The following is a 24,511-nucleotide window of genomic DNA, read 5'->3' on the forward strand; positions in this document are numbered from 1 at the left end:
CAACTCGCTGTCGAAAACCGCGTAACTCTTTGTTTACCAAGGAGTTTTCCGTTTCGACTGCGCCGGAAGTGGGGCGAATTATAGACTTCCAGAATCTGCCGTCAACCCCTAATTTAGCCTTTCTATCAGGATGCTCAAAATCACTGCTTATATATAGACGCGAACACCTTGAATGCGCAGTATATTGCCCAACACTAGAACAATACGTTCGTTTCCTGCCTTGGACGATGCCACGCAATGAATGATCACCCCCGCAGCCTTGCCTCGACCCTGTTCTCGGTTGGCCTGCTATTGATAGCCATGGCGTCGATCCAGTCCGGAGCCTCCCTGGCCAAAAGCATGTTCCCGGTTATCGGTGCGCAGGGGACAACGACCCTGCGGTTGATTTTCGCCAGCGTAATCATGCTGATATTGCTGCGCCCATGGCGTGCGAAGCTCACCGCGAAATCCTTGCGCACGGTCATTGTCTACGGGATGGCACTCGGCGGCATGAACTTCCTCTTCTATATGTCCCTACGCACAGTCCCATTGGGAATCGCAGTAGCGCTAGAGTTCACCGGGCCGCTGGCGGTCGCTATTTATGCCTCACGTCGCGCGATCGATTTTTTATGGATCGCACTGGCCGCCATCGGATTGCTGTTGTTGATACCCACGGGAGCCACGACTGCCGATATTGATCTGATCGGTGCGGGTTATGCCTTGGGGGCCGGAGTCTGCTGGGCGTTGTACATTCTATTCGGCCAGAAGGCCGGCGCAGACAATGGCGTACAGACTGCTGCACTGGGCGTCATGATTGCCGCACTGTTCGTAGCGCCTATCGGTATTGTGCATGCCGGTGCCGCGCTGCTGACGCCATCGCTGATTCCCATAGCGATCGGCGTCGCCCTGCTGTCCACTGCCCTGCCCTATACGCTAGAAATGGTCGCCCTAACCCGAATGCCAGCCCGGACCTTCGGCACGCTGATGAGTATTGAACCTGCGTTCGGTGCCCTGTCAGGTCTGTTGTTCCTCCATGAATACCTCTCACTGTCACAGTGGATGGCTATCATGTGCATCATTCTGGCTTCCGTCGGTGCGACCATGACCATGGGCGGTGCCGCCAAACCTGCGGTTGCCGCGGATTAATACAGGATTTGACGAAGGTCTGGTATTTACCGCGCAATTAGGCCATGTTTAGGCCCGCAACCCAGTGTCAGACATGGATTTTTCACGATAGGGATATAAGAACGCTTCAAGCTAAAGCGAACACGGCCAGACCCGGGCGCAAAGATCCGGGGACGCTATAAGGACAGCAATGAAACGAATTTTGATACTGATCGCCATACTTGCAATTGCGGGCTGCGCGGCGACTTCGGAAACTCATACCAAACGTGGCAAGAAAGGATTGCATATCAACTGTTCCGGGCTGTCGTCATCCTGGGACAAGTGCTACACCAGCGCAGCCAACTCCTGTGCACCCAAGGGATACAAGGTCATCGCGAAATCAGGGGATGGCGTGGAAGAACCTGGCGATTATCCGTTTGGTCTCAACCCGGCCGGCTATACCAGCCGCAGCATGATCGTCATCTGCAAATAGGCCGCCTCTTCAGGTCCGTGGACCGGCGATCTGACGGCTGATTTCATCGTAACTGGACTTCAGTACCGTGCGCTGGATGTCAGGGGTGGCGAGCATTCGCGCCACAACCAACGCACCGATGCATTGCGACAGAATCGCCCATGCCAGGCTGTCGCTCTCCAGAATCCGCGCCCAACTCTCTTGTAGCCGACAAATCCAGTTCTCCGCCTGCTGCCGGACCAGCACGTCTGAACGGGCTATTTCGGCGCCCAATGCCGGCAAGGCGCAACCCGACTCCGGGTGTTCGACATGGGACATGCTTAAATAATGCTTCAGGCAGCGCTCGAGCCTGTCACGGTCCTGATCCGCCCCCAATCGTTCCAGACTTTGAACCAGCTCACGCTCGACAATTGAAGCAAACAGCTCATCCTTCGACGAAAAGTGGCTGTAGAAAGCCCCACCACTCAAGCCGATCGCCTTCATCAAGGCGTCGACACCGACTGTTGCGAAACCCGACTTCTTCGCCGACAACGCACTGCTTTCCAGCAGCTTCTGTTTGGTTTCCAGTTTGTGATTGGCCGAGTAACGCATTGCCTTGCCCTCAGTATTGATCATCTTGACGCCTGCCGAATCGTAGCATAACGTTCGTTTAGTTAACGATCGTTTAGCAAAGAGAGCACCTCATGAATAATAAGAAGGTCGTACTGGTTGTCGGCGCCGGTGATGCTACTGGTGGAGCTATTGCCAAACGTTTTGCTCAAGAAGGATTTGTCGCCTGTGTCACCCGGCGCAGTGCGGACAAACTCCAGCCATTGGTGGACGCCATCAAAGCCGAGGGCGGTGAAGCCCATGGTTTTGCCTGTGATGCGCGCAAGGAAGAGGACGTGATTGCGCTGGTCGAGCAGATTGAAAGCCAGATCGGCCCTATCGAAGCGTTTGTGTTCAACATCGGCGCCAATGTGCCGTGCAGCATTCTCGAAGAAACCGCTCGCAAGTATTTCAAGATATGGGAAATGGCCTGTTTCTCAGGCTTTCTCAATGCCCGTGAAGTGGCCAAGCGCATGGCCAAGCGTCAGCGGGGCACGATTCTGTTTACCGGCGCGACCGCCGGCCTGCGGGGTGCCGCCGGATTTGCAGCATTCGCCGGTGCCAAGCACGGCATTCGCGCACTGGCTCAAAGCATGGCCCGCGAACTGGGGCCGATGAATATCCACGTTGCCCATGTCGTTGTCGACGGCGCTATCGATACCGACTTTATCCGCGACACCTTTCCCGAGAAGTACGCCACCAAGGATCAGGATGGCATCCTCAATCCCGAGCACATTGCCGAGAACTACTGGTACCTGCACAGCCAGCCCCGCGACGCCTGGACCTTCGAGCTGGACCTGCGCCCCTGGAGCGAACGCTGGTAAGCCCTCCCCAATAACAATAATCAGAGCGCATTGAACATGAGCAAAACCGTTGAGTTCTACTTCGACCTCGGCAGCCCTGCCACCTACCTGGCCTATACCCAACTGCCGAAAATCTGCGAGCAGACAGACAGCCGACTGGTCTACATCCCGATGCTGCTGGGCGGCGTTTTCAAAGCCACCGGCAACGCTTCCCCCGCGACCATTCCGGCCAAGGGCCTCTATATGTTTCAGGACCTGGACCGCTACGCCAAACGTTATGGCGTGCCACTGAAGTTCAATCCGCACTTTCCCATTAATACATTGATGCTGATGCGCGCCGTCACTGGCATGCAGTTACGTCATCCCGAACGCTTTCAGGCATTCATCGATTGCCTGTTTAAAGCGCTTTGGGTCGAGGGACGCAGCCTCGATGACCCGGCAACCGTCGCTTCAGTGTTGACGCAGAACGGCTTTGACCCCAACGAAGTGCTGGCCCTGACCGCCGATGAAGACGTCAAGGCAGCGCTCAAGGACAACACCGAGAAAGCGGTGCAACGCGGCGTGTTCGGCGCCCCCAGCATGTTCATCGATAACCAGCTGTTCTTCGGCCAGGATCGACTGGACTTCGTGATTGAAGCCCTGCGTTAAATCTCGATGACCAACCGCCCCTGAGCCGCTCCGCAAAACTGCAGCTCATGGGCGGCCTCGGCGGTTTGCAGAGTGAACGCCCGAGGATCCATTAACGGCTTCAGCCTGCCCGCCTCGATCAAGCGAGCCGCCTCACGAAGAATCTCCCCGTGACGCTCGCGCCCCATGCCGGTGAGTAACGGCAATAACGTAAACACGCCGGAATAGGTTGCGCCACGAAACGAGAGCGGCGCCAAACTGTGCTGCCCCCAACCGAGGCAACTCAACACATGACCGTGATAAACCCGTACAGCCTTGAATGACGCATCCAGGGTCTCACCGCCCACCGTGTCGTAGACGATATCGAAGCCCTCCCCATCCGTGTGTTGCGCTACATATTCCTCGACCGAAGACTGGCGATAGTCGATAAACGTCGCACCGAAGCCTTCGATGATTGCCTGATGCCTGGCAGAACCGGTGGCAAACACCTGGGCACCGAAGGCGCGGGCTATTTGCACCGCCACATGCCCCACACCACCCGCACCGCCATGAATCAGCACCTTCTGCCCCGCACGCACCCGCGCCCGGTCCACTAACCCTTCCCACGCCGTAATCAACACCAACGGCAACCCCGCCGCCTCACGCATACTCAAATTGCCTGGCTTGCGCGCCAGCAGTCTGGCATCGATTGCTGCGAACTCCGCCAACGAACCCTGCACCCCGCCAATGCCGGTGGCCATGGCATAAACCTCATCGCCCGGCAGCCATCCACTGACCCCCTCCCCCAACGCCTCGATGGTTCCCGCCAGATCAATGCCCAACACCGCCGGTAATGGTTGACACGCATGGGCGGCCTGGCCCGAACGGATTTTTCCGTCCAGTGGATTTACCCCGCTGGCTTTGATCCGGACCAATACCTGCCCTGCTTCCGGCACCGGTCGTTGAATGGAAACCAAGCGTAGCGGCGCGTTGGCCGAGTCGACAATCAGAGCGCGCATATCAAGTGAGTCAGTCATTTCGCATATTTCCGTCAGAGGTGGCTGTGGGATAAATCTTCGGCTAACCGACTCATGCTGATAAGACGCCAAATAGCTATAGTGACCATGCCTATCCGGCATCAATGAGAACTCCCGTGGACAAACTCAATGCAATGGCAATCTTCGTAAGGGTCGTCGAACGCGGCAGCTTTTCTGCGGTTGCCCGAGAGATGCAGACCAGTCAGCCCACCATCAGCAAAGTGCTCAAGGCACTGGAGACCGGGCTGGGCGGAAAACTGATTGCCCGCAGCACCCGCCAGCTTTCACTGACGGATGAAGGCCAGCGGTACTACAACGAATGTCGACAAATCCTCGCGGCCGTCGATGCGGCCGAGCACAGTTTCCAGTCCGGCAGGGAGCGCATTGCCGGTCACCTGCGCATCGGCTCCTCGGTCAGCTTCGGGCGTTTGCAGATAGCCCCGCGCCTGGGGCAATTCCTTGAGCGCCATCCCGGTATAGAAATCGACCTGCAACTGAGTGATCAAAATCAGGACCTGGTCAGTGAAGGACTGGATGTCACCTTCAGAATCGGTGAGCTGAATGACAGCGGCCTGATCGCCCGTCACATCGGCACCACCCACCGCGTAACTGTCGCAACGCCGGCCTACCTCAAAAAACACGGCCAGCCGCACACGCCGGCAGAACTGGGCGGGCACAACTGCCTGCAGTTCAATCTGTTGAACAGTCAGAATCTATGGGTTTTCGAGAAAAACAATCAACGCCACGAGGTGCGGATCAAGGGCAATGCGCAAAGCAACAACTCGGAGGCAATCCGCGAGATGGTGCTGGGGGGACTGGGGATTGCGTTGTCGCCGGTGTGGCTGTTCAGCGAAGACTTGAAAGCCGGGCGAGTGACAGCGATTTTGCAGGACTACACCGCGCAGTCACTGCCGATGCATGCCGTGTCCCCGGCGAATCGTCGCCAATCCGCCAGGGTCAAAGCCTTTGTCGACTACATGAGCCAGGCGCTGGAAGCAGCGCCTGAACTCAAGCCGATCAGATAGCAGCGGTTCGAGTGTTCAGCCACTCAAGGGTTGCACCGTCGACCAGCGGGCTCAAGCGTTCGCGCACTTCGGCGTGATACGCGTTGAACCACTGTTTTTCGTCCTGAGTCAGCAACGACGGTTCCAGGCAGCGCGTGTCGATCGGGCACAGGGTCAGGGTTTCGAATTTCAGGAACTCACCGAATTCGCTCTTGCCCGCTTCACGGTTCAACACCAGGTTCTCGATCCGCACGCCCCAGCGACCCGGACGGTAGGTGCCCGGTTCGATGGAAGTGATCATGCCCGGCTGCATCGCGGTTTGCGGCGCAGCAACGGCTTGATAGGCAATCACTTGCGGGCCTTCGTGAACGTTGAGGAAGTAGCCGACGCCGTGACCGGTGCCGTGGCCGTAATCCACGTTTTCCGCCCAGATCGGCGCACGGGCGATGGAGTCCAGCAACGGCGACAAAATGCCCCGAGGGAATTGCGCACGGGACAGCGCAATGACGCCTTTGAGCACACGTGTGCAATCGCGCTTCTGCTCATCGGTTGGCGTACCGACCGGCACCATCCGCGTGATGTCGGTGGTGCCACCCAGGTATTGGCCGCCGGAGTCGATCAGCAACAGACCGTCGCCCTCGATCACCGCGTGCTCTTCTTCGGTCGCGTGGTAATGCGGCATCGCCCCGTTGGCGTTGAACGCGGCAATGGTGTTGAAACTCAACGACACGTAATCCGGACGGCGCGTGCGCGCTGCGGTCAGGTGTTCGTCGATGGTCAGTTCGGTGATGCGTTCACGGCCCCACGCCGACTCCAGCCAGGCGAAGAATTCGCACAGTGCCGCGCCATCCTGCTCCATGGCCTGACGGATGTGCTCGGCATCGGCCAGGCTTTTCTGCGATTTGGCCAATGTCGTCGGGTTCAGGCCTTCGACCAGTTTCACGCCGCTGTTCAGGTTATCCAGCAAACCGGCGGTGACGCGTGCAGGATCGACTTGCAGGCTCGCGCCGCTCGGCACTGCGCGCAAGGCGTCGGCCACTTCGCTGTAATCACGCAGGGTCACGCCGTCCTTTTCGAGGACCGCGCGCAACTCGGCGCTGACTTTGCTCAAGGCCACGAACAGGGTCGCCTGTTGTTGGTTGATCAAGGCGAAAGAGACAAACACCGGGTTGAACGACACATCGCCGCCGCGCAGGTTGAACAGCCAGGCGATGTCGTCGAGGGTGGCAATGAAATGCCAGTCGGCGCCACGCTCTTTCAACACCTCGCGCAGGTTGGCGAGTTTTTCGCCACGACTGACCGTCGCCTGAGGTGGCAGGTGCTGATAGATCGGCTCGTTCGGCAACGTCGGACGATCGCTCCAGACTTCGCTCAACAGATCGATGTCGGTGCGCAGACGGGCGCCGCGCTCTTCGAGCTTGCTCCCCAACGTACGTGCCGAGGCCACGGCCATCACCGCACCGTCTACCGCGACGACGCCACCTTCAGGGGTTTGCTCGGCCAGCCAGTCCAGCGGGCTGGGTTGACCCGGTTGCAGCTTGACCAGTTCGATGCCGCTGCCTTTAAGCTCCTTGGTCGCTTGCTCCCAATAACGGCTGTCGGCCCAGACGCCGGCAAAATCCGGCGTGACGATCAGCGTGCCCACCGAGCCATGAAAGCCCGACAGCCATTGCCGTCCTTGCCAGTAGCCCGGCAGGTATTCCGACAGGTGCGGATCGGCCGACGGCACCAGCAAGGCGTGAATGCCCTCCCGGCTCATCAGCTCGCGGGTGTGCGCCAGGCGCTCGGGCACCGATCCATTGATCGAAGGCTGCGTACTCATCATGTCTCCTGCTAATCACTTCATCATTATTGTTGAGTGCCGATCAACGTCGGCACTTAAGGCCTTATTGCCAGAATGCCGGGGCACTGGCGCAGGCCGCTTTAATCAGTTGTGCCGCCTGGTCGATGTCCTGCTCGGTAGTGAAACGCCCCAGGCTCAAGCGAATGGTGCGGCTCGCCGAGCGGGCGTCATGCCCCAATGCCAGCAGCACATGAGACGGCGCATTGCTCGCGGAATTACAGGCCGAGGTCGCAGAAAACGCAATCGATGCGCTCAACGCCGCGGAGTTGAACTCGCCTTCACTGAAGGTCAGGCTCAAAGTATGAGGGATGCGCTGGGTCGCGCTGCCATTGAGGCGCACGCCGGGAATGCCCGACAGGTGTTCGAGCAAGCGCTCGCGCAGGCGCGCAATCGTGGCTTTCTCTTCATCGAACAGTTGCGCGGCCAAGGCGAACGCCACGCCCATGGCGGCAATCTGGTGAGTCGCCAGGGTTCCGGAACGCAAGCCACCTTCATGACCGCCCCCGTGAATCTGCGCCTGCAAACGCTGTTGCGCGCGAGGCCCGACATACAGCGCGCCGATGCCTTTGGGACCGTAGATCTTGTGCGCCGAAAACGACATCAGGTCCACCGGCAATCGCGCCAGGTCGATGGCCACTTTCCCCGCGCCCTGGGCCGCATCGACATGGAACAACGCCTCACGGGCCCGCACGACCTCGCCGATGGCGGCGATGTCATTGACCGTGCCCAACTCGTTGTTGACCAGCATCAGTGACACCAGAAAGGTGTCCTCGCGCATCGCTTCGCTGACTGCTTGCGGGGTAATCAGACCTTGCGCGTCGGGCACCAGATACGTCACGGCAACACCGGCATCCTGCAATTGCCTTGCGGTGTCGAGAATCGCCTTGTGCTCGATCTGGCTGGTGATGATGTGCCCGCCGGGCACCCCGCGAGCCTGGGCCACGCCCTTGAGGGCGAGGTTATTCGATTCGGTGGCGCCGGAGGTCCAGACGATCTGGTCGGCTTGCGCCCCTACCAGTTGGGCGACTTGCTGCCGCGCCTGCTCGACCGATTGCCGGGCCTGTTGGCCGAATGCATGGGAGCTGGACGCAGGATTGCCGAAGTTCCCGGCAAACCCCAGACACTCGACCATGACCTTGATGACCCGCTCGTCCACCGGCGTGGTGGCGGCGTAGTCGAAATACAACGGACGTTTATTCATAAAAGACTCGCAGAGCTTGTTCCGGGATCAGGTGCTGGCAACCCGTGCGCCAGCAATACCTGATCGGATGCGTTAAGAAAGTACGACTTCACTTGAAAGTGCGTAGGAACGCTCCTGAAGTCGAGCTTAACAGGCATCGGGCAACCGGTTGAAGCAATGCGTCAGCTAAAGCTTTCCAGCATCAACGGATACAGCGAAACCACCAGCAACGCGGCCATGCCCCAATTGAACACGCGCAACCAGCGGCGGTCCTTGAGCACGTTGCGCAGCAGCGTGCCGCACGCAGCCCAGACGCCGACGCTCGGCAGGTTGATCAGGGCGAAAACCGCCGCAATCACGATGACGTTGGTGAAATAGCCCTGCATCGGCGTGTAGGTGCTGATGGCACCGATGGCCATGATCCAGGCCTTGGGGTTGACCCACTGGAATGCGGCCGCGCCGAGGTAGCTGATCGGTTTGCTTTCACCGTTCTCGCCGTCGGATACCGGCCCGGAATGCGCGATTTTCCACGCCAGGTACAGCAAATACGCCGCGCCAACGTAGCGCAGCACGGTGTAGAGCAACGGATAGCTTTGAAACACTGCGCCCAGACCAAAACCCACCGCCACCACCAGGACGAAGAACCCGCAGGTGATACCAAGCATGTGGGGGATGGTGCGGTTAAAGCCGAAGTTCACGCCCGATGCCAGCAACATCGTGTTGTTCGGGCCGGGGGTGATCGAGGTAACGAGAGCGAACAGGGCGAAGCCCAGCAGCAGATCGAGCGAGAGCGTCATTGGTGGCAGTCCGTCAGGGTCATTCAGGTATTGACCCTATCGCACGCCTGCCGGGAAACCCATGGACAGTTGGGTGAAACTTCGAGCAGTACAGTCGCTCAGCTTGGGCGACCGTGCAGTTGAACAGTGCGCTCGGCGTTCATTTCGCCTTGTTTGTCGAAGCTGAAGGATTTCTGCGGTTGGCCGAGCAATTCAGCTTTTTTCGCGTGGTATTCATCGAAGGACAAACCGCGACGATTCAGCGATTCCAGTGCCAGTTCACGGGTTTCCTCGGCGGTGTAGGGCCGCAATTCCGGGGATACATGGCTGGCACATCCGGCGAGAACGGAGACGGCGAGCAGCAGGAAAGTGGCGAGTAGAGGTTTCATGGTCTGGCGTCCTGGCATCTGGGTTCGGGGCAATGAACACAGGCTACTCGCGCCTTTGGATGGGCAGAAATCAACGCTCTCGATAGTGGGTATTGAAGCCGAATTACCACACCTTGTAGGAGCCGGCTTGCCGGCGATGAGGACCGTAAGAACACCGTATGACTCACGGGCCTCATCGCCGGCAAGCCGGCTCCTACAAGGGACGTGCATATTTCCAAATGATCTATAAATATCTTGCAATGATCTTTTGAGGAATAACAAACAGCCTTTATAACAACCCCATCGCCTTACACAACTGTTGCCCACGCAACTGTTTGCCAGGCAACAGTCATTCAACAAACAGTCCTTAAAATCGAACAGCACGCAGCCATCAATGCGCTGCAAGCCACGTAAATCGTGGGCTCGAAGGATTGGTACAGCTCTTGCTCAAGCCCTGTGACTACTCACTACTCACTGCTCGCTGAGCAACTGTTTAAAAAGGAACTGATCATGTCGCGTCCATTGAAAGTCGTTGCCCTCTCCGGCGGTACCTGGCGTCCGTCCCGCACGTTGGTGCTGACCCAAGCGCTGTTGGCCGAACTGGCCGGGCAATTGCCGATCGAGAGCAAGCTGATCGAACTGGGCGACATCGCCCGGCCACTGGGCGCGGCCCTGTCGCGCCAGGAACTGAGCGCCGACATCGAAGCCGAGCTGCAAGCCATCGAAAACGCTGACCTGCTGATCGTCGCCGCGCCGGTTTATCGCGGTTCGTATCCTGGCCTGCTTAAACACCTCTTCGACCTGATCGACTTGAACGCGCTGATCAATACGCCGGTGCTGCTCGCCGCCACCGGTGGCAGCGAACGGCATGCGCTGGTGCTCGATCACCAGTTGCGCCCGCTGTTCAGTTTCTTCCAGGCGCTGACCCTGCCGATCGGCGTCTACGCCACCGAAGCCGATTTCGCCAATTACCAAATAACCAGTGAGCCCTTGAAGGCCCGCATTCGCCTTGCTGCAGAACGCGCCGCGCCGTTGTTCGGCGTGCACCCCAAAAATCTGCTGAAAATCGCTTAAGGATCTTTTCATGGATGTTTTCTGGTTTCTGCCGACCCACGGCGATGGCCATTACCTGGGCACCACCCAGGGCGCTCGCCCGGTGACGCTCAACTATCTGAAACAAGTGGCGCAGGCCGCCGACAGCCTCGGTTATCACGGCGTGCTGATTCCCACCGGGCGTTCCTGCGAGGATTCGTGGGTCATCGCTTCGGCGCTGGTGCCGTTGACCGAGCGCCTGCGCTATCTGGTGGCGATTCGTCCGGGGATTATTTCGCCGACGGTCTCGGCGCGTATGGCCGCGACACTGGATCGTCTGTCCAACGGCCGCTTGCTGATCAACGTGGTCACCGGTGGCGACCCGGACGAAAACCGTGGCGACGGGATCTTCCTCGACCACAGCGAGCGTTATGAAGTCACCGACGAATTCTTGCAGATCTGGCGTCGCGTGCTGCAAGGCGAAGCGGTGGACTTCGAAGGCAAACACCTGCAAGTGCAAAACGCCAAGGCCCTTTATCCGCCGGTGCAGAAACCCTATCCGCCGCTGTACTTCGGTGGTTCGTCCGAAGCCGCCCATGAACTCGCCGCCGAGCAGGTCGATGTCTACCTGACCTGGGGCGAACCACCGGCCGCCGTCGCGGAAAAACTCGCTGATGTGCGTGAGCGCGCAGCACGCAACGGGCGCACGGTGAAGTTCGGGATTCGCTTGCACGTGATCGTTCGCGAGACGGCCGAAGAGGCGTGGAAAGCCGCCGACAAACTGATCGAACACATCAGCGACGAGACCATCGCTGCCGCGCAAAAGTCGTTCTCGCGTTTTGACTCCGAAGGCCAGCGGCGCATGGCGGCGTTGCATGACGGACGTCGCGACAACCTGGAAATCGCCCCCAACCTGTGGGCCGGTGTCGGCCTGGTGCGCGGCGGTGCCGGCACGGCGCTGGTGGGTGATCCGCAGCAAGTGGCGGCGCGGATCAAGGAATACGCGGACCTGGGGATCGAGAGCTTTATCTTCTCCGGTTATCCGCACCTTGAAGAGGCGTATCGCTTTGCCGAGCTGGTGTTCCCGCTGTTGCCTGAACCGTACGCGAGCCTGGCGGGGCGTGGCGTGACCAACCTCACCGGGCCGTTTGGCGAAATGATCGCCAATGATGTGCTGCCCGCCAAAGCCACGGCCTGACCCACCCTGCCCTTGTAGGAGCAAGCTTGCTCGCGATGCAGTCACCGCGGTTCTCCAGTGGGACCGCGTCATCGTTCATCGCGAGCAAGCTTGCTCCTACAGGGGACGGTGTCGAATTTATTGAGGAACCCCGCGTGACTGCCAAGCCGCTAAGCGCCCTGTTATCCCCCCTGCAAACCGCCCGCCAGTTGGCCGCCGAGTTTGCCTTGACCGCGGTCGAGCGCGACGAACGTGGCGGTACGCCGAAAGCCGAGCGTGACGCCCTGCGCCAAAGCGGTCTGCTCGCGTTGAGCATTCCCACCCAGTACGGCGGCCTCGGCGCCAGCTGGAGTGAAACCCTGACCATCGTTCGCGAATTCGCCAAGGTCGACAGTTCGATTGCCCACGTCTTCGGTTTTCATCACCTGATGCTCGCCACCGTGCGCCTGTTCGCCCGGCCCGAGCAGTGGCAGCCGTGGTTCGAACAGACCGCGCGCAAAAACTGGTTCTGGGGCAATGCCCTCAATCCGCTGGACACCCGCACCGTGGTGAAAAAACTCGGTGGCTGGCGCGAGTTTTCCGGCAAGAAAAGTTTCTGCTCCGGCGCCAGCGATTCGGAAATGCTGATCGCCTCGGCAGTGGATGAAAGCGCCGGCGGCAAGCTGTTGATCGCGGCCATCCCCAGCGGCCGCAGCGGCATCACCCTGCACAACGACTGGAACAACATGGGCCAGCGCCAGACCGACAGCGGCAGCGCTTCGTTCGAACGGGTGCGCGTGGAAGAATCGGAACTGCTGCTCGACCCGGGTCCGCTAAGCACACCGTTCGCCTGCCTGCGGCCATTGATCGCGCAGCTTACTTTTACGCACATGTTCCTCGGCATCGCCGAAGGTGCCTTTGAAGAGGCGCGGCAATACACCCTCACCGAAACCCGTCCGTGGCATAAATCCAGCGCTCAGGATGTGCGTCAGGACCCGTATGTGCTCGGCCATTACGGCGAATTCTGGGTCGCACTCGAAGGCGTTCGTTTGCTGGTGGAACGCGCCGCCGACTTGCTCGACAAGGCTTGGGCGAAAGGCCCGAACCTCAGCGCCGAAGAACGTGGACACCTCGCCACCGCGATTGCCACGGCCAAGGTCGCCGCCACGCGCAACGGCCTCGAACTCTGTAGCCGGCTGTTCGAAGTGACCGGTGCGCGCTCGACTCACGCCTCGCTGCGCCTGGACCGCCACTGGCGCAACCTGCGCACGCAAACCCTGCACGACCCGGTGGATTACAAACTCCATGAACTGGGCGACTGGGCGTTGAACCAGTCCCTGCCGATTCCGACTTTCTATTCATAGCCTTCTCATGGAGCCTGCCCCATGCAACTGCTGACCTTACCGCCCTCGCCCGCCCTGGCCACGTCGATCCGCGCCACCGCGCAAGTATTCGAAGACCCGAAATCCCAGGCCTTGCTCGCGCATTTGCAACAGGTCGCGCCGAGTGAAGCCAGCGTGCTGATCATCGGCGAAACCGGCACCGGCAAGGAGCTGGTGGCGCGGCATATCCACAACCTCAGCGCCCGTCGCAACCGCCCGTTTGTGGCCGTCAACTGCGGCGCGTTCTCTGAATCCCTGGTCGAGGCCGAGTTGTTCGGCCACGAAAAAGGTGCGTTCACCGGTGCCTTGAGCGCCAAGGCCGGCTGGTTCGAAGAGGCCGACGGCGGCACCTTGTTCCTCGATGAAATCGGTGATCTGCCGATGGCGATTCAGGTGAAGTTGCTGCGGGTGTTGCAGGAGCGCGAAGTGGTGCGCCTGGGCTCGCGCAAAAGCATTCCAATCAACGTGCGCGTACTGGCGGCAACCAACGTGCAACTGGAAAAAGCCATCAACGCCGGGCATTTCCGCGAGGACCTGTATTACCGCCTCGACGTGGTCAGCCTGGAACTGAGCCCGCTGCGTGATCGCCCCGGCGACATCCTGCCGCTGACCCGTCACTTCGTCGAAGCCTACAGTCAGCGGCTCGGCTACGGCACCATCACCATCAGCAAGGAAGCCGAACTGAAACTGCGCAGTTACAGTTGGCCGGGCAACATCCGCGAACTGGAAAACGTCATTCACCACACCTTGCTGATCTGCCGTAATGGCGTGATCGAGCGCGATGACCTGCGCCTGTCGAACATGCGCATCGAGCGTCAGGACGACTATCACAGCCAGCTCGACGACTCACCGGAAGCCCTGCTCGACCGCGCCTTTCAAAAGCTGTTCGAGGAACAGGCCGGTGCGCTGCACGAGAAAGTCGAAGACGCCTTGCTGCGCGCGGCTTACCGTTTCAGCCATTACAACCAGGTGCACACCGCCGCGCTGCTGGGCTTGAGCCGCAACGTCACCCGCACGCGCCTGATCAAGATCGGTGAGTTGGCGGTGAACAAGCGCCGCCCCACGGAAAACGTGCAGGGCGAGCGCTTGATGCAGCTGTCGATTTAGCCCACTAAATTGCAGTGCAGCGCGTTGTCGTGGCTGCGTTCCAGGCTGTGCAGCACCTGGAACGAGCCGAACGTCACGGTTTTCGCCTGATGGGCGCGGATCAGCTGCCAGAAGTCCTGCTCGCCGCTTTCAAAACTCTGAAACGCGGCTTCCCCCGCCTCGCGCGATTGCCATTGCAGGTAATTGAGCACCCGCCGGCCATCGTCGCTGGCCTGGATGCTCGCACTGAGAAAACCGCTGTAACGCTGAGCCAGGCGTTCGGTCTGTAACGACAGCGCCGACACCAGGGCGGGCTGTTGATGGGGTTCGATCTCGAATTCGATCAATTGGGTGAAGCTGCGATTTTTCTCTGGCGCTTGCATGAAGAGTCCCCACTGACGTGTAAGCCGGATCTTGCGATCCGAAGGCCTGCAGGGTAAAACCTCGAGTTAACTAGAGGTCAAGGGGCATTTTCCACATGATCACCTCGCAACAACTGCATAAAGAGCTCACCGTCGGCCAGGTCGCCGCCCGCAGCGGTGTGGCTGTCACGGCGCTGCATTTTTATGAAGCCAGGGGTTTGATCAAAAGCACGCGCAATCAGGGCAACCAGCGACGTTATCCACGGGAAGTGTTGCGGCGGGTGGCGTTGATCAAAGTGGCGCAGCGCTTGGGGATTCCGCTGGCGGAGATTGGCGAGGCGTTGAAAAACCTGCCGGATAACCGCGCGCCGACGGCGGCGGACTGGAAGGTGTTGTCGGCGCAATGGCGCCGGGAGCTGGATGAGCGAATCAATCAGCTGACCTTGCTGCGGGACACGCTCAATGGCTGTATTGGTTGTGGGTGTTTGTCGATGGAGGCGTGTCCGTTGCGTAATTTTGGTGATGTGTTGGGGGATCGGGGGCCGGGGGCGCAGCTGTTGGAATCTGGGACAGATCCGAAATAGCGGCGCGGCCTTCGCGGGCAAGCCTCGCTCCTACAGGTACGGCGGTGCTTTTGTAGGAGCGAGGCTTGCCCGCGAAGGCGCCCTCAAAAATGGCCGAAGATCAGAAGCCTGGAGCAATCTGCCCTTTGTAGCGGGTCAAGATGAACTGCCGCACTTCATCGGAATTCAACGCTTTGGCCAGTTTCTGCAAACCCGGGTCGTTGATGTTGTCCGGGCGGGCCACCAGGAATTCGATGTACAGGCTCTTGCCCTTCTCGACGATCAACGCGCTGTTGGTGTCGATCCCCGCTTCCAGTGCGTAGTTGGCAAACACGAAGGCCAGGTCCACCTGACTCACCGAACGCGCCAGCAACGCACCTTCCAGTTCACGAATCTTCAAATGCTTCGGGTTTTCGGCGATGTCGCGCTGAGTCGCCAGGGTGTTGCTCGGGTCCTTGAGTTTGATCAGCCCGGCCTCGTGCAACAGCACCAGTGCGCGGCCAGTGTTCACCGGGTCGTTGGGGATGGAAACGGTGGCGCCATCCTTCAGTTCGGCGATGTTTTTGATCTTGGTCGAATAAGCCCCGAACGGTTCGATGTGCACACCGACCACCGGCACCAGATCGGTGTGACGGGTCTTGTTGTAGTCATCGAGAAACGGCCGGTACTGGTAATAGTTGGCGTCGAGGTTCTTCAGTGCAAGCTGCTGGTTGGGCTGGATGAAGTCAGTGAAGACCTTGATGTCCAGGTCCACGCCTTCCTTGGCCAGGGTGGGTTTGACGAACTCGAGGATCTCCGCGTGCGGCACCGGCGTGGCGCCGACGGTGAGTTTTTCGTTGGCGTGAACGCTCAACGACACAAGGGCAGCCAGAATGGCCAGGGTCTTTTTCATGTTGTGCTCCTAGGCAGATAGAGTGGCCGTCGTGGGGCGGACGTGAGGCCTGAGTTTTTTTGTTGAGTCGAATGTTTATCGTCGGCTGTAGCGCGCCACCAATCGGTCGCCGGTCATTTGCAGGGCCTGGACCAGGATCAGCAAAAGCACCACGGTGACCACCATCACGTCGGTCTGGAATCGCTGGTAGCCGTAGCGGATCGCCAGGTCGCCCAGGCCACCGCCACCAATCACCCCGGCCATCGCCGTGTAATCCACCAGCACGATGGCGGTGACAGTGACCGCCGCCAGCAACCCGCCGCGAGCCTCGGGCAACAAGGTGTGGCGGATGATTTGCCAGGTGGTGCCGCCCATGGCCTGGGTCGCCTCCACGACGCCGCGATCGACTTCGCGCAAGGCGGTTTCCACCAGCCGCGCGAAGAACGGCGTGCAGCCAACCACCAGCGGCGGAATGGTCCCCGGCACGCCCAGCGAAGTGCCGACCAGCAGCGTTGTCAGCGGAATCAACACAATCAGCAAAATGATGAACGGCAGCGAACGCAGCATGTTCACGATCACCGACAACACCCGGTAAACGCCGATGGCTTCGTGCAACTGGCGCTTGCCGGTGAGGAACAGCACCACCCCCAGCGGCAACCCCAGCAGCACGGTAAAACCGAGGGCGGCGCCAAGCATGCTCAAGGTGTCGAGACAGGCCTGGCCGATGTCGGCCCAGTAAATGTTTTTGAACCATTCGGCCATGATCAGGACCAGTCGTGACGCGGCGGTTTAACGCCGTTGAGCAGCCAGTTGCCGACCACGTGGTATTTCCAGCGCACCGGGTCATGCAGGGTGTGCACCCGCGCATTGCGCCAGTGCCGGTCGAAGTTGTGCTTCTTCAGGGTCGAACGGGTGCCACCGAGTTCGAACAGTTTGTTGGTGGCTTCGATGGCGATTTCGGTGGTCAGCACTTTGGCTTTGGCCACCGCGAGGGACGCTCGGGCGACGTTGTCTTCATCGGGTGCCGGGCGCGCCGCATCCAGCGCCCAACCGGCGCGTTCCAGCAAGGCTTCGGCTGCTTCCAGGCGAATCTCCAGGCCACCGACCTGAATGATGGTCAGCGGATCTTCACTGGCTTTTTCCACACCCGCATCGATCCACGGCCGGGCGAATTGCTGCACGAACGCGATGGTGTCACGCAGCGCTGCGCGGGCGATGCCGGCGTCGATGGCGGCGGTGGTCAATTGCGCGAACGGGCCGGCCAGGGTCGGGCTTTCATAGGAACGATACGTCGGGAACACGTTGAACGCCGGGACGTGCAGGTCCTCGGCCAGCACCGTGCCGCTGGACGTGGTGCGCTGACCGATACTGTCCCAGTCGTCGACGATCACCAGCCCTGGAGTGCCGCGTTCGACGAAGGACAACTGGCCCCTCTGCTCTTCATCCAGCGCCAGCACCGCCAGCCAGTGGGCGTAAAGCGAACCGGTGCAATAACCCTTGCGACCGTTGATCACATGCCCGTCGCCATAACGGCGAATGGTCGCCTGAATGTCCTGCACGTTTTTGCCGCCGGTTTCCGACAGCGCATTGGCAAAGCGATGCCCTTGCAGCGCCAGGCCGAAGAAATGTGCCTGCTGCTCGGGCGTGCCTTGCAGGCGGATGTCTTCCAGCAGGCAATAGTGGTTTTGCGGGATCTGCCCCAGGGACGGATCGGCCGCCGAGATGATCGCAATGACCTGCGCCAGCACCGCGTAGGACACCTGCGCGCCACCAAATTCCTTTGGCACGCTGATGCCCCACAAGCCACTGTTGGAATACAGGTCGACGATCTCGGCAGGTACCTGGCGCGTACGGTCGCGCTCGGCGTCCTGCTCCAGCAAGACCGCGGCGACGCGCTCGGCCACACGCAAGGCTTCGGCTTCATCGGCGATCCGATGGGCGGCCGGCGGGTTGATCGGATAAACGGCAGATTCAGGCATACAAGTCTCTCGGCAACAGTGTTTACCGGAGGACATTGCAGCTTCTGTGCCTGACCGCCAGGGCCAGTGTTTTCGGGCAGTTTTGGGGGTTTTCAACGGTTATTCAGTGAGAAACCCGAGCATTCTGCTGCTTCACTGTTTATGGCCGAACAGTGGCGCTGCTGCTCGTCGGGCACTCGGATGCGTAAAAGGCGCTGGCCTATAGTTATCCGGTCGGAAACCGGCGAAGGACTACCTTCAATTCAACAATAGACAGGGAGAATCGTCATGAGCGTCAAACCCATTCCAGAGGGTTATCACAGCATCACCCCTTATCTGGGCATTCAAAAAGCGGTCGAAGCCATCGAGTTCTACAAGAAAGCCTTCGGCGCAACCGAAGTCATGCGCCTGTCCATGCCCGACGGCAGCATCGGCCACGCCGAACTGCGCATCGGCGACTGCCCGATCATGCTCGGCACGCCGTGCGATCAGGGGCCGTTGAGCAATCCGGACAAGTCACCGTCCGTGGGCTTGCACCTGTATGTGAACGATGTGGACAAGTCCTACAAACAAGCGATTGCGGCGGGCGCCACGGTGGTGTCCGAGGTCAAGGATCAGTTTTACGGCGACCGTTCAGGGACGTTGAAAGATCCGTATGGGCATTTGTGGTTTCTGGCCACGCGCAAGGAGGATTTGACCCAGGCGCAGATTGAGCAGCGGGCCAAGGAGATGTTTCAGCAGGGTTGAGTTTTTCTGTGAGTATCAGGGCCTCTTCGCGGGCAAGCCTCGCTCCTACAGGTCCGGTTGTGCTTTTGTAGGAGCGAGGCTTGCCCGCGAAGGCGGCCTCCGAGACAACACACTTCATGAACAAGCGCACCACGCTTTGCGCCTTGCCGTAGCCGCCGAACAATTTCAGGATGCAGGCAACTACAACAAGGAGTCATCCCATGTTCGCCGGATTCCTCAAAGACCAGCGCCACGTCAACGGTGTGGACATTGCCTACCGCATCGGCGGCAGCGGGCCGGGCCTGCTGTTGCTGCACGGTCACCCGCAGACCCACGTCATCTGGCACAAGGTCGCCGAACAACTGGCCGCGCACTTCACCGTAGTCGCCGCCGACCTGCGTGGTTACGGCGACAGCGGTAAACCGCTGGCCAACGACCACCACACCAACTATTCCAAACGGGAAATGGCCAAGGACAGCATCGAGCTGATGAAGTCCCTGGGCTTCGAACAGTTCTCGGTGCTCGCACATGACCGTGGCGCCCGGGTTGCCCATCGCCTGGCGCTGGATCATCCGCAGGCCGTGCAACGCATGGTGTTGCTCGACATCGCGCCGACGCTGTCGATGTACACGCAAACCAATGAAGCCTTTGCCCGCGCCTATTGGCACTGGTTCTTCCTGATCCGCCCCGCTCCGTTGCCGGAAACCCTGATCGAGGCCGATCCCGAATCCTATCTGCGCAGCGTGATGGGCAGTCGCAGTGCCGGGCTCAAGCCGTTCACTGCCGAGGCCTTTGGCGAATACCTGCGCTGCCTGAAACAGCCGGGCACCGCACGCGGGATCTGCGAGGACTACCGGGCCAGCGCCAGCATCGATCTGGATCACGACCGCGCCGACATCGACGCCGGCCATCATCTGAACTTACCGCTGCTGGTGCTGTGGGGTGCCGAAGGCACGGTCGGCCGCTGCTTCGAACCGCTCAAGGAATGGCAACACGTGGCCACCGACGTGCGCGGCAAAGCGCTGCCCGCCGGCCATTACATCGCCGAAGAAGCCCCCGAGCTGCTGCTCGCCGAAGTCCTGGCTTTCCTGCGCTGACAGTCGCGCCGTACTGATCTGAATCCACTTTCCGCCGCAGGCCGTCACTGGCCTGCGCGGGATCGTCATGCCCAAAAACCGTCTCGAGATAATAAAAATGACCATCAAGAAACTGCTGGGAACCCTCTACGTGCAGGTGCTCATCGCCATCGCGCTGGGCATTGTGATCGGCCATTTCTGGCCGCAGATCGGCATCGACCTCAAGCCGTTGGGTGACGGTTTCATCAAGCTGATCAAGATGATCATCGGCCCGATCATCTTCTGCACGGTGGTCTCCGGAATCACCAGCATGCACGATGTGAAACAGGTCGGCCGGGTCGGTGGCAAGGCGCTGCTGTACTTCGAAATCGTCTCCAGCCTTGCGCTGTTGATCGGCCTGCTGGCGGCGCATGCGCTGCATCCGGGCGCGGGGTTCAACATTGATGTGAAGACGCTGGATTCGTCGGCGATTGCCGGTTTTGTCGGTCAGGCCGAACACGGCGAAGGCATCACCGGTTTTTTGCTGCACGTGATTCCGACGACTTTTTTTGATGCCTTCTCCAAGGGTGAAATCTTGCCCGTGCTGTTCGTCTCGGTGCTGTTCGGCATTGCGCTGGTGATGGTCGGTGAAAAGGGCCGGCCACTGGTGAACGTGATCAATCAGGCTAGCGAAGTGTTTTTCCGCATCGTCGGCATCATCAGCCGCGTCGCACCGATCGGGGCGTTTGGCGCGATTGCGTTCACCATCGGCAAGTACGGACTCGGCTCGTTGCTGCCGCTGTTGAAGCTGATCGGCACGTTCTACCTGACCGCGTTGATTTTCATTGCGTGCGTGCTCGGCAGCATTGCCCGTTATGCCGGCTTCAGCATTTTCAAACTACTGGCGTACATCAAGGCTGAACTGTTGATCGTACTTGGCACCAGCTCTTCGGAATCGGCACTACCGCAGCTGATCCAGAAGCTCGAAAGCCTGGGCGCCTCCAAAGGCGTGGTGGGGATTGTCGTGCCGACCGGCTACACCTTCAACCTGGACGGCACCAACATTTACATGACGCTGGCGGTGCTGTTTTTGGCCCAGGCGACCAACATTGACTTGAGCCTGGAGCAGCAACTGACCTTGCTGGCGGTGGCGATGCTCACCTCCAAAGGCGCGGGTGCGGTGGTCGGCGCGGGGTTCGTAGCGCTGGCGGCGAGCCTGGCCGTAGTGCCGACCGTGCCGGTGGCGGCGATGGTGCTGATCCTCGGTGTCGACCGTTTCATGGCCGAATGCCGATCCCTGACCAACATCATCGGCAACGCCGTCGCAGCGCTGGTGGTGGCCGCCTGGGAAGGTGAACTGGACCGCAGCAAGATGGCGCCGATTGCCCTCAAACGCGGGCGCCACGCTCGGGCGGCAGCGGCGGCGGCCAAGCTGTCTGCTGAGTAAGTCGGCGTTCACACCGATGCTATGCTGGCGGCTCATGCCGCCAGTGCCCGTTCTGTCATGACCACCAAGAAAGACACCGTGCCCCTGCCCGAAGACCTGCGTGTATTACTTACCGTCATTCGTAAAAGCGGTTTCGCCGCCGCAGCGGATGAATTGGGCCTGTCGCCCGCCTACGTCAGCAAACGTATCCAGATTCTCGAAACCACCCTCGGCACGCGCCTGCTGCACCGCACCAGCCGCCGCATCGCCCTGACCGAGGACGGTGAACGCGTGCAGCGCTGGGCGTTGCGGATTCTCGATGATTTCCAGCAACTGCACGACGAACTCTCCGACGCCCACGACAGCCCTCGCGGGCGTCTGCATTTGTGCAGCAGTTTCGGCTTCGGGCGCAATCACGTGGCGCCGGCCCTGTCACTGCTGGCCGAACGTTACCCGGACCTGGAGATTCGCCTCGACCTGTTTGATCGGGTGGTGGACATCGTCAGCGAAGGGTTCGACCTGGAGATCCGTGTCGGCGATGACATCCCCGGCCAGCACATCGGCCGGCGGTTGGTGAGCAATCGGCGGGTGTTGTGCGCGGCGCCCGCTTATCTGCAACGCCACGGCACGCCGCAGACGCTGGGCGATCTGGAGCAGCATCATTGCCTGGTGATCAAGGAGCGCGACAACGCCTTCGGCATCTGGAACCTGGAGCACGACGGGGCCCAGGAGAGTGTGCGGGTCAGCGGACCGTTGTCGTCCAATAACGGCGAGATTGTCTTGCAGTGGGCACTGGATGGGCGCGGGGTGTTGTTGCGGTCACTGTGGGATGTGAAGCCGTTGCTGGAGCAGGGGCGATTGGTGCAGGTGCTGCCCGAGTACACCCAGAGCGCCAACGTCTGGGCGGTGTACCCGACGCGGCTGGCGTACTCCGGGAAGTTGCGCGCGTGTGTGGAGTTTTTGCAGGAGCATTTCAAAGGATTGTCGGTTTGATTTGCGGTGTATGGGCGGGCCTCTTCGCGGGCAAGCCTCGCTCCTACAGGTGCGACTCAATCCCCTGTAGGAGCGAGGCTTGCCCGCGAAGGCGATTTCAGCTTAGCCAGGGGTTGGCGGTCAGGTGTTGGTGTTCGAAGGCTTTGATTTGTTCGCTGCGCTGCAAGGTGCTGCCGATGGCGTCGAGGCCCAGCACCAGCGCGGTTTTGCGCAGTGTGTCGATTTCGAAAGGGATGACCTCGCTTTGAAGACGAATCTGCTGCGTTTCCAGATCAACGCTGATCAGCGCCGTCTCTGGCTGGCTGACCACTTGCCCGAGCCGCTGCAGCACGGGCTCATCCAGCGTAATCAGCAGCACCCCGTTACGCTGGCAGTTGTCATAAAAAATCCCCGCAAAACTGCTGCCGATCAGTGCGCGGATGCCCATCTGCTTTAAACCCCAGACCGCATGTTCGCGGCTCGACCCGCAGCCGAAATTCGGCCCGACCACCATGAAACTCGCGCCCTGCCATGCAGGTTGATTGAGCACGAACGCAGGGTTGGGTTGGCCGTCAGGCAAAAAACGCAGATCAAAAAACAAACCCCGATCCAGCCCGGAACGGTCGATGCCCTTGAGAAACTGTTTGGGCATGATCACATCGGTGTCGATGTTGGCCGCCAGCATTGGCGCGGCTTTGCCGCTGACTTGAGTGAAGGGTTGCAGGCTCATGCGCGGTCTCCAAAATGACGGATGTCGGTCAAGCGGCCAGTGATCGCCGCCGCAGCGACCATCGCCGGGCTCATCAGGTGCGTACGGGCACCGGCGCCCTGGCGGCCTTCGAAATTGCGGTTGGTGCTGGAGGCGCAGCGGTCGCCCGGCGCCAGCACGTCGTCGTTCATCGCCAGGCACATCGAGCAGCCGGACTGGCGCCACTCGAAACCGGCATCGATAAAAATCGCCGCCAGGCCTTCGGCTTCGGCTTGATCGCGCACTTCGGTGGAGCCCGGCACGATCATCGCCCGCACGTGTTCGGCGACGCGTTTGCCGCGCACCACGCTGGCAGCGTCGCGCAGGTCTTCGATCCGGGCGTTGGTGCAGGAGCCGATAAACGCGTGGCTGATGACGATGTCGCTCAGCGGCATGCCCGCTTCGAGGCCCATGTAAGTCAGGGCGCGGCGCATGTCCTGGCGCAGGATCAGGTCGCTGATGTCTTGCGGGTCCGGGACGCGGGCGCCGATCGGCGAGGCCTGATCCGGGCTGGTGCCCCAGGTGACCATCGGCTCCAGCGCGCTGGCGTCCAGCGACACTTCACGGTCGAACAGTGCGTCGGCATCGCTGTGCAAGGCTCGCCATTTCTGCACCGCTTGCTCCCACAGCGCACCTTTGGGCGCGCGGGGTTTGTCCTTGAGGTAGGCGAACACTTTGTCGTCCGGCGCCATGAACGCACCTCGCGCGCCCGCTTCCACCGCCATGTTGCAGATGGTCATGCGCGCTTCGACGCTCAGTGCATCGATGGTCGAACCGCGAAACTCGATGGCGTAGCCCGTGGCTCCGGACGCGCCGATCCGGCCGATCAGCGCCATGATCACGTCCTTGGACGTCAGCCCCGGCGCCAGCTCACCGTCCACCGTCACGCGCAGGGTTTTCAAGCGTTTGTAGACCAGGGTCTGGGACGCCAGCAGGTGTTCGATCTCCGACGTGCCGATGCCGAAACCGAATGCGCCGAGGGCGCCATAGGTGGTGGTGTGGCTGTCGCCTGCGGCAATCACCATGCCCGGCAGGATGAACCCCTGCTCCGGGGCGATGACGTGCTCGATGCCCTGGCGTTTGTCGAGGATGTCGAGCAATTCGATGCCGAAGTCCCGGCAGTTTTCCGCCAGGTACGACACTTGCCGCGCACCGCCGGCGTCCGGCATCGCCGCAATGCGATTGGGTGCCGTGGGGTTGACGTGATCGACCACCGCCAGCGCGGTGCCGGGGCGCCAGACCCCGCGCTTGGCTTCGCGCAAACCGCTGAAGGCCTGGGGGCTGGTGTATTCGTTGATGACCTGGCGGTCGATGTACAACAGGACGTGGCCCTGGTCATCGAGGCGACACACCGTGTGGGTATCGATGTGTTTGTCGTAAAGGGTTCTTGCTGAAGTCATGGGGATATTCGCTC

The 24,511-nt window shown here is 60.5% G+C and carries 26 protein-coding genes; 14 read left to right on the forward strand and 12 right to left on the reverse strand.

The window, feature by feature from the left end; genetic code table 11:
- The first annotated feature begins 237 nt into the window (after window positions 1-237).
- Together rhtA and PMI32_RS07245 are read left to right on the forward strand one after the other, a co-directional pair.
- A complete protein-coding gene (gene rhtA, locus PMI32_RS07250; protein WP_008032596.1) occupies window positions 238-1,125 on the forward strand; it encodes a threonine/homoserine exporter RhtA in 888 nt (295 codons plus the stop codon).
- 169 nt (window positions 1,126-1,294) lie between these two features.
- Entirely contained in the window at window positions 1,295-1,576 is a 282-nt protein-coding gene (locus PMI32_RS07245) for a hypothetical protein (protein WP_008032597.1), read from the forward strand.
- A 9-nt stretch (window positions 1,577-1,585) separates the two neighbouring features.
- On the opposite strand, the gene PMI32_RS07240 is transcribed toward PMI32_RS07245, so the two are convergent.
- Window positions 1,586-2,146: a TetR/AcrR family transcriptional regulator gene (locus PMI32_RS07240; protein WP_008032598.1), complete on the reverse strand. Its 561-nt coding sequence runs from the start codon at window positions 2,144-2,146 to the stop codon at window positions 1,586-1,588.
- Between the two features lie 92 nt (window positions 2,147-2,238).
- On the opposite strand from PMI32_RS07240, the gene PMI32_RS07235 reads away from it, so the two are divergent.
- Complete coding sequence (locus PMI32_RS07235; protein WP_008032599.1) at window positions 2,239-2,967, forward strand: SDR family oxidoreductase; 729 nt, start codon at window positions 2,239-2,241, stop codon at window positions 2,965-2,967.
- A gap of 36 nt (window positions 2,968-3,003) precedes the next feature.
- Entirely contained in the window at window positions 3,004-3,594 is a 591-nt protein-coding gene (locus PMI32_RS07230) for a 2-hydroxychromene-2-carboxylate isomerase (RefSeq protein ID WP_008032600.1), read from the forward strand.
- Here PMI32_RS07230 and PMI32_RS07225 read toward each other — a convergent pair.
- The gene (locus PMI32_RS07225; protein ID WP_032829028.1) at window positions 3,591-4,589 is read right to left on the reverse strand and encodes a zinc-dependent alcohol dehydrogenase family protein; all 999 of its coding nucleotides are present in this window, start codon (window positions 4,587-4,589) and stop codon (window positions 3,591-3,593) included. The two genes, PMI32_RS07230 and PMI32_RS07225, sit on opposite strands and share 4 nt — an antisense overlap.
- 104 nt (window positions 4,590-4,693) lie before the next feature.
- Between PMI32_RS07225 and PMI32_RS07220 the strand changes: the two genes are divergently transcribed.
- Window positions 4,694-5,614 carry a LysR family transcriptional regulator gene (locus PMI32_RS07220; protein ID WP_008032603.1) on the forward strand — a complete coding sequence of 307 codons (921 nt, stop codon included), beginning with the start codon at window positions 4,694-4,696 and terminating at the stop codon, window positions 5,612-5,614.
- Here PMI32_RS07220 and PMI32_RS07215 read toward each other — a convergent pair.
- The 4 genes from PMI32_RS07215 to PMI32_RS07200 form a co-directional block, all read right to left on the reverse strand.
- Window positions 5,607-7,415, reverse strand: a complete 1,809-nt coding sequence (locus tag PMI32_RS07215) for an aminopeptidase P family protein (protein WP_008032605.1) — start codon at window positions 7,413-7,415, stop codon at window positions 5,607-5,609. The genes PMI32_RS07220 and PMI32_RS07215 overlap by 8 nt on opposite strands.
- A 64-nt stretch (window positions 7,416-7,479) precedes the next feature.
- On the reverse strand, window positions 7,480-8,637 hold the full coding sequence (locus PMI32_RS07210; RefSeq protein ID WP_008032607.1) for a cysteine desulfurase family protein: 1,158 nt from the start codon (window positions 8,635-8,637) through the stop codon (window positions 7,480-7,482).
- Window positions 8,638-8,798: 161 nt separating this feature from the next.
- Complete coding sequence (locus tag PMI32_RS07205; RefSeq protein ID WP_008032608.1) at window positions 8,799-9,413, reverse strand: LysE family translocator; 615 nt, start codon at window positions 9,411-9,413, stop codon at window positions 8,799-8,801.
- A 98-nt stretch (window positions 9,414-9,511) separates the two neighbouring features.
- Window positions 9,512-9,781 carry a hypothetical protein gene (locus PMI32_RS07200; protein ID WP_008032610.1) on the reverse strand — a complete coding sequence of 90 codons (270 nt, stop codon included), beginning with the start codon at window positions 9,779-9,781 and terminating at the stop codon, window positions 9,512-9,514.
- Window positions 9,782-10,270: 489 nt separating this feature from the next.
- Between PMI32_RS07200 and msuE the strand changes: the two genes are divergently transcribed.
- The 4 genes from msuE to PMI32_RS07180 all read left to right on the forward strand — a co-directional run bounded on the left by msuE (window position 10,271) and on the right by PMI32_RS07180 (window position 14,437).
- Window positions 10,271-10,834, forward strand: coding sequence for an FMN reductase (msuE, locus tag PMI32_RS07195; protein WP_008032612.1), 564 nt, complete (start codon window positions 10,271-10,273; stop codon window positions 10,832-10,834).
- A gap of 10 nt (window positions 10,835-10,844) precedes the next feature.
- On the forward strand, window positions 10,845-11,990 hold the full coding sequence (gene ssuD, locus PMI32_RS07190) for an FMNH2-dependent alkanesulfonate monooxygenase (RefSeq protein WP_008032614.1): 1,146 nt from the start codon (window positions 10,845-10,847) through the stop codon (window positions 11,988-11,990).
- Window positions 11,991-12,124: 134 nt separating this feature from the next.
- Window positions 12,125-13,312, forward strand: a complete 1,188-nt coding sequence (locus PMI32_RS07185; protein WP_032829030.1) for an acyl-CoA dehydrogenase family protein — start codon at window positions 12,125-12,127, stop codon at window positions 13,310-13,312.
- A gap of 21 nt (window positions 13,313-13,333) precedes the next feature.
- Window positions 13,334-14,437 (forward strand): sigma-54 interaction domain-containing protein, encoded by a 1,104-nt coding sequence (locus PMI32_RS07180; RefSeq protein ID WP_008032617.1) that lies wholly within the window; start codon window positions 13,334-13,336, stop codon window positions 14,435-14,437.
- Here the strand turns inward: PMI32_RS07180 and PMI32_RS07175 are convergent.
- A complete protein-coding gene (locus PMI32_RS07175) occupies window positions 14,434-14,799 on the reverse strand; it encodes an antibiotic biosynthesis monooxygenase (protein ID WP_008032619.1) in 366 nt (121 codons plus the stop codon). The genes PMI32_RS07180 and PMI32_RS07175 overlap by 4 nt on opposite strands.
- Before the next feature lie 95 nt (window positions 14,800-14,894).
- Here PMI32_RS07175 and soxR point away from each other — a divergent pair, with 95 nt between their 5' ends.
- A complete protein-coding gene (gene soxR / locus PMI32_RS07170; RefSeq protein WP_008032621.1) occupies window positions 14,895-15,362 on the forward strand; it encodes a redox-sensitive transcriptional activator SoxR in 468 nt (155 codons plus the stop codon).
- 100 nt (window positions 15,363-15,462) lie between these two features.
- On the opposite strand, the gene PMI32_RS07165 is transcribed toward soxR, so the two are convergent.
- From PMI32_RS07165 to PMI32_RS07155, 3 genes are all read right to left on the reverse strand, one after another.
- The gene (locus PMI32_RS07165) at window positions 15,463-16,233 is read right to left on the reverse strand and encodes a MetQ/NlpA family ABC transporter substrate-binding protein (RefSeq protein WP_008032622.1); all 771 of its coding nucleotides are present in this window, start codon (window positions 16,231-16,233) and stop codon (window positions 15,463-15,465) included.
- Window positions 16,234-16,308: 75 nt separating this feature from the next.
- A complete protein-coding gene (locus PMI32_RS07160; RefSeq protein ID WP_008032624.1) occupies window positions 16,309-16,974 on the reverse strand; it encodes a methionine ABC transporter permease in 666 nt (221 codons plus the stop codon).
- Between the two features lie 2 nt (window positions 16,975-16,976).
- Window positions 16,977-18,191, reverse strand: coding sequence for an SfnB family sulfur acquisition oxidoreductase (locus PMI32_RS07155; RefSeq protein WP_008032626.1), 1,215 nt, complete (start codon window positions 18,189-18,191; stop codon window positions 16,977-16,979).
- Between the two features lie 267 nt (window positions 18,192-18,458).
- Between PMI32_RS07155 and PMI32_RS07150 the strand changes: the two genes are divergently transcribed.
- From PMI32_RS07150 to PMI32_RS07135, 4 genes are all read left to right on the forward strand, one after another.
- On the forward strand, window positions 18,459-18,917 hold the full coding sequence (locus PMI32_RS07150; RefSeq protein ID WP_008032627.1) for a VOC family protein: 459 nt from the start codon (window positions 18,459-18,461) through the stop codon (window positions 18,915-18,917).
- A 200-nt stretch (window positions 18,918-19,117) separates the two neighbouring features.
- Complete coding sequence (locus PMI32_RS07145) at window positions 19,118-19,993, forward strand: alpha/beta fold hydrolase (RefSeq protein WP_008032629.1); 876 nt, start codon at window positions 19,118-19,120, stop codon at window positions 19,991-19,993.
- Window positions 19,994-20,090: 97 nt separating this feature from the next.
- Window positions 20,091-21,398 carry a C4-dicarboxylate transporter DctA gene (gene dctA / locus PMI32_RS07140; RefSeq protein ID WP_032829031.1) on the forward strand — a complete coding sequence of 436 codons (1,308 nt, stop codon included), beginning with the start codon at window positions 20,091-20,093 and terminating at the stop codon, window positions 21,396-21,398.
- Between the two features lie 21 nt (window positions 21,399-21,419).
- Complete coding sequence (locus PMI32_RS07135; RefSeq protein ID WP_008032633.1) at window positions 21,420-22,370, forward strand: LysR substrate-binding domain-containing protein; 951 nt, start codon at window positions 21,420-21,422, stop codon at window positions 22,368-22,370.
- A 97-nt stretch (window positions 22,371-22,467) separates the two neighbouring features.
- Here PMI32_RS07135 and leuD read toward each other — a convergent pair whose 3' ends face one another.
- Both leuD and leuC read right to left on the reverse strand, forming a co-directional pair.
- Window positions 22,468-23,079 (reverse strand): 3-isopropylmalate dehydratase small subunit, encoded by a 612-nt coding sequence (gene leuD, locus PMI32_RS07130; protein WP_008032634.1) that lies wholly within the window; start codon window positions 23,077-23,079, stop codon window positions 22,468-22,470.
- A complete protein-coding gene (gene leuC, locus PMI32_RS07125; RefSeq protein ID WP_008032637.1) occupies window positions 23,076-24,497 on the reverse strand; it encodes a 3-isopropylmalate dehydratase large subunit in 1,422 nt (473 codons plus the stop codon). Before leuC ends, leuD begins: the two co-directional genes overlap by 4 nt.
- Window positions 24,498-24,511 lie beyond the last annotated feature (14 nt).

The organism is Pseudomonas sp. GM60, assembly GCF_000282415.1.
GTDB classification, from domain to species: domain Bacteria; phylum Pseudomonadota; class Gammaproteobacteria; order Pseudomonadales; family Pseudomonadaceae; genus Aquipseudomonas; species Aquipseudomonas migulae.

Coding starts and splice junctions, on each gene's coding strand:
- rhtA (WP_008032596.1), top strand. CDS start 238: ATGAATGATCACCCCCGCAGCCTTGCCTCGACCCTGTTCTCGGTTGGC.
- PMI32_RS07245 (WP_008032597.1), top strand. CDS start 1,295: ATGAAACGAATTTTGATACTGATCGCCATACTTGCAATTGCGGGCTGC.
- PMI32_RS07240 (WP_008032598.1), bottom strand. CDS start 2,146: ATGCGTTACTCGGCCAATCACAAACTGGAAACCAAACAGAAGCTGCTG.
- PMI32_RS07235 (WP_008032599.1), top strand. CDS start 2,239: ATGAATAATAAGAAGGTCGTACTGGTTGTCGGCGCCGGTGATGCTACT.
- PMI32_RS07230 (WP_008032600.1), top strand. CDS start 3,004: ATGAGCAAAACCGTTGAGTTCTACTTCGACCTCGGCAGCCCTGCCACC.
- PMI32_RS07225 (WP_032829028.1), bottom strand. CDS start 4,589: ATGACTGACTCACTTGATATGCGCGCTCTGATTGTCGACTCGGCCAAC.
- PMI32_RS07220 (WP_008032603.1), top strand. CDS start 4,694: ATGAGAACTCCCGTGGACAAACTCAATGCAATGGCAATCTTCGTAAGG.
- PMI32_RS07215 (WP_008032605.1), bottom strand. CDS start 7,415: ATGAGTACGCAGCCTTCGATCAATGGATCGGTGCCCGAGCGCCTGGCG.
- PMI32_RS07210 (WP_008032607.1), bottom strand. CDS start 8,637: ATGAATAAACGTCCGTTGTATTTCGACTACGCCGCCACCACGCCGGTG.
- PMI32_RS07205 (WP_008032608.1), bottom strand. CDS start 9,413: ATGACGCTCTCGCTCGATCTGCTGCTGGGCTTCGCCCTGTTCGCTCTC.
- PMI32_RS07200 (WP_008032610.1), bottom strand. CDS start 9,781: ATGAAACCTCTACTCGCCACTTTCCTGCTGCTCGCCGTCTCCGTTCTC.
- msuE (WP_008032612.1), top strand. CDS start 10,271: ATGTCGCGTCCATTGAAAGTCGTTGCCCTCTCCGGCGGTACCTGGCGT.
- ssuD (WP_008032614.1), top strand. CDS start 10,845: ATGGATGTTTTCTGGTTTCTGCCGACCCACGGCGATGGCCATTACCTG.
- PMI32_RS07180 (WP_008032617.1), top strand. CDS start 13,334: ATGCAACTGCTGACCTTACCGCCCTCGCCCGCCCTGGCCACGTCGATC.
- PMI32_RS07175 (WP_008032619.1), bottom strand. CDS start 14,799: ATGCAAGCGCCAGAGAAAAATCGCAGCTTCACCCAATTGATCGAATTC.
- soxR (WP_008032621.1), top strand. CDS start 14,895: ATGATCACCTCGCAACAACTGCATAAAGAGCTCACCGTCGGCCAGGTC.
- PMI32_RS07165 (WP_008032622.1), bottom strand. CDS start 16,233: ATGAAAAAGACCCTGGCCATTCTGGCTGCCCTTGTGTCGTTGAGCGTT.
- PMI32_RS07160 (WP_008032624.1), bottom strand. CDS start 16,974: ATGGCCGAATGGTTCAAAAACATTTACTGGGCCGACATCGGCCAGGCC.
- PMI32_RS07155 (WP_008032626.1), bottom strand. CDS start 18,191: ATGCCTGAATCTGCCGTTTATCCGATCAACCCGCCGGCCGCCCATCGG.
- PMI32_RS07150 (WP_008032627.1), top strand. CDS start 18,459: ATGAGCGTCAAACCCATTCCAGAGGGTTATCACAGCATCACCCCTTAT.
- PMI32_RS07145 (WP_008032629.1), top strand. CDS start 19,118: ATGTTCGCCGGATTCCTCAAAGACCAGCGCCACGTCAACGGTGTGGAC.
- dctA (WP_032829031.1), top strand. CDS start 20,091: ATGACCATCAAGAAACTGCTGGGAACCCTCTACGTGCAGGTGCTCATC.
- PMI32_RS07135 (WP_008032633.1), top strand. CDS start 21,420: ATGCTGGCGGCTCATGCCGCCAGTGCCCGTTCTGTCATGACCACCAAG.
- leuD (WP_008032634.1), bottom strand. CDS start 23,079: ATGAGCCTGCAACCCTTCACTCAAGTCAGCGGCAAAGCCGCGCCAATG.
- leuC (WP_008032637.1), bottom strand. CDS start 24,497: ATGACTTCAGCAAGAACCCTTTACGACAAACACATCGATACCCACACG.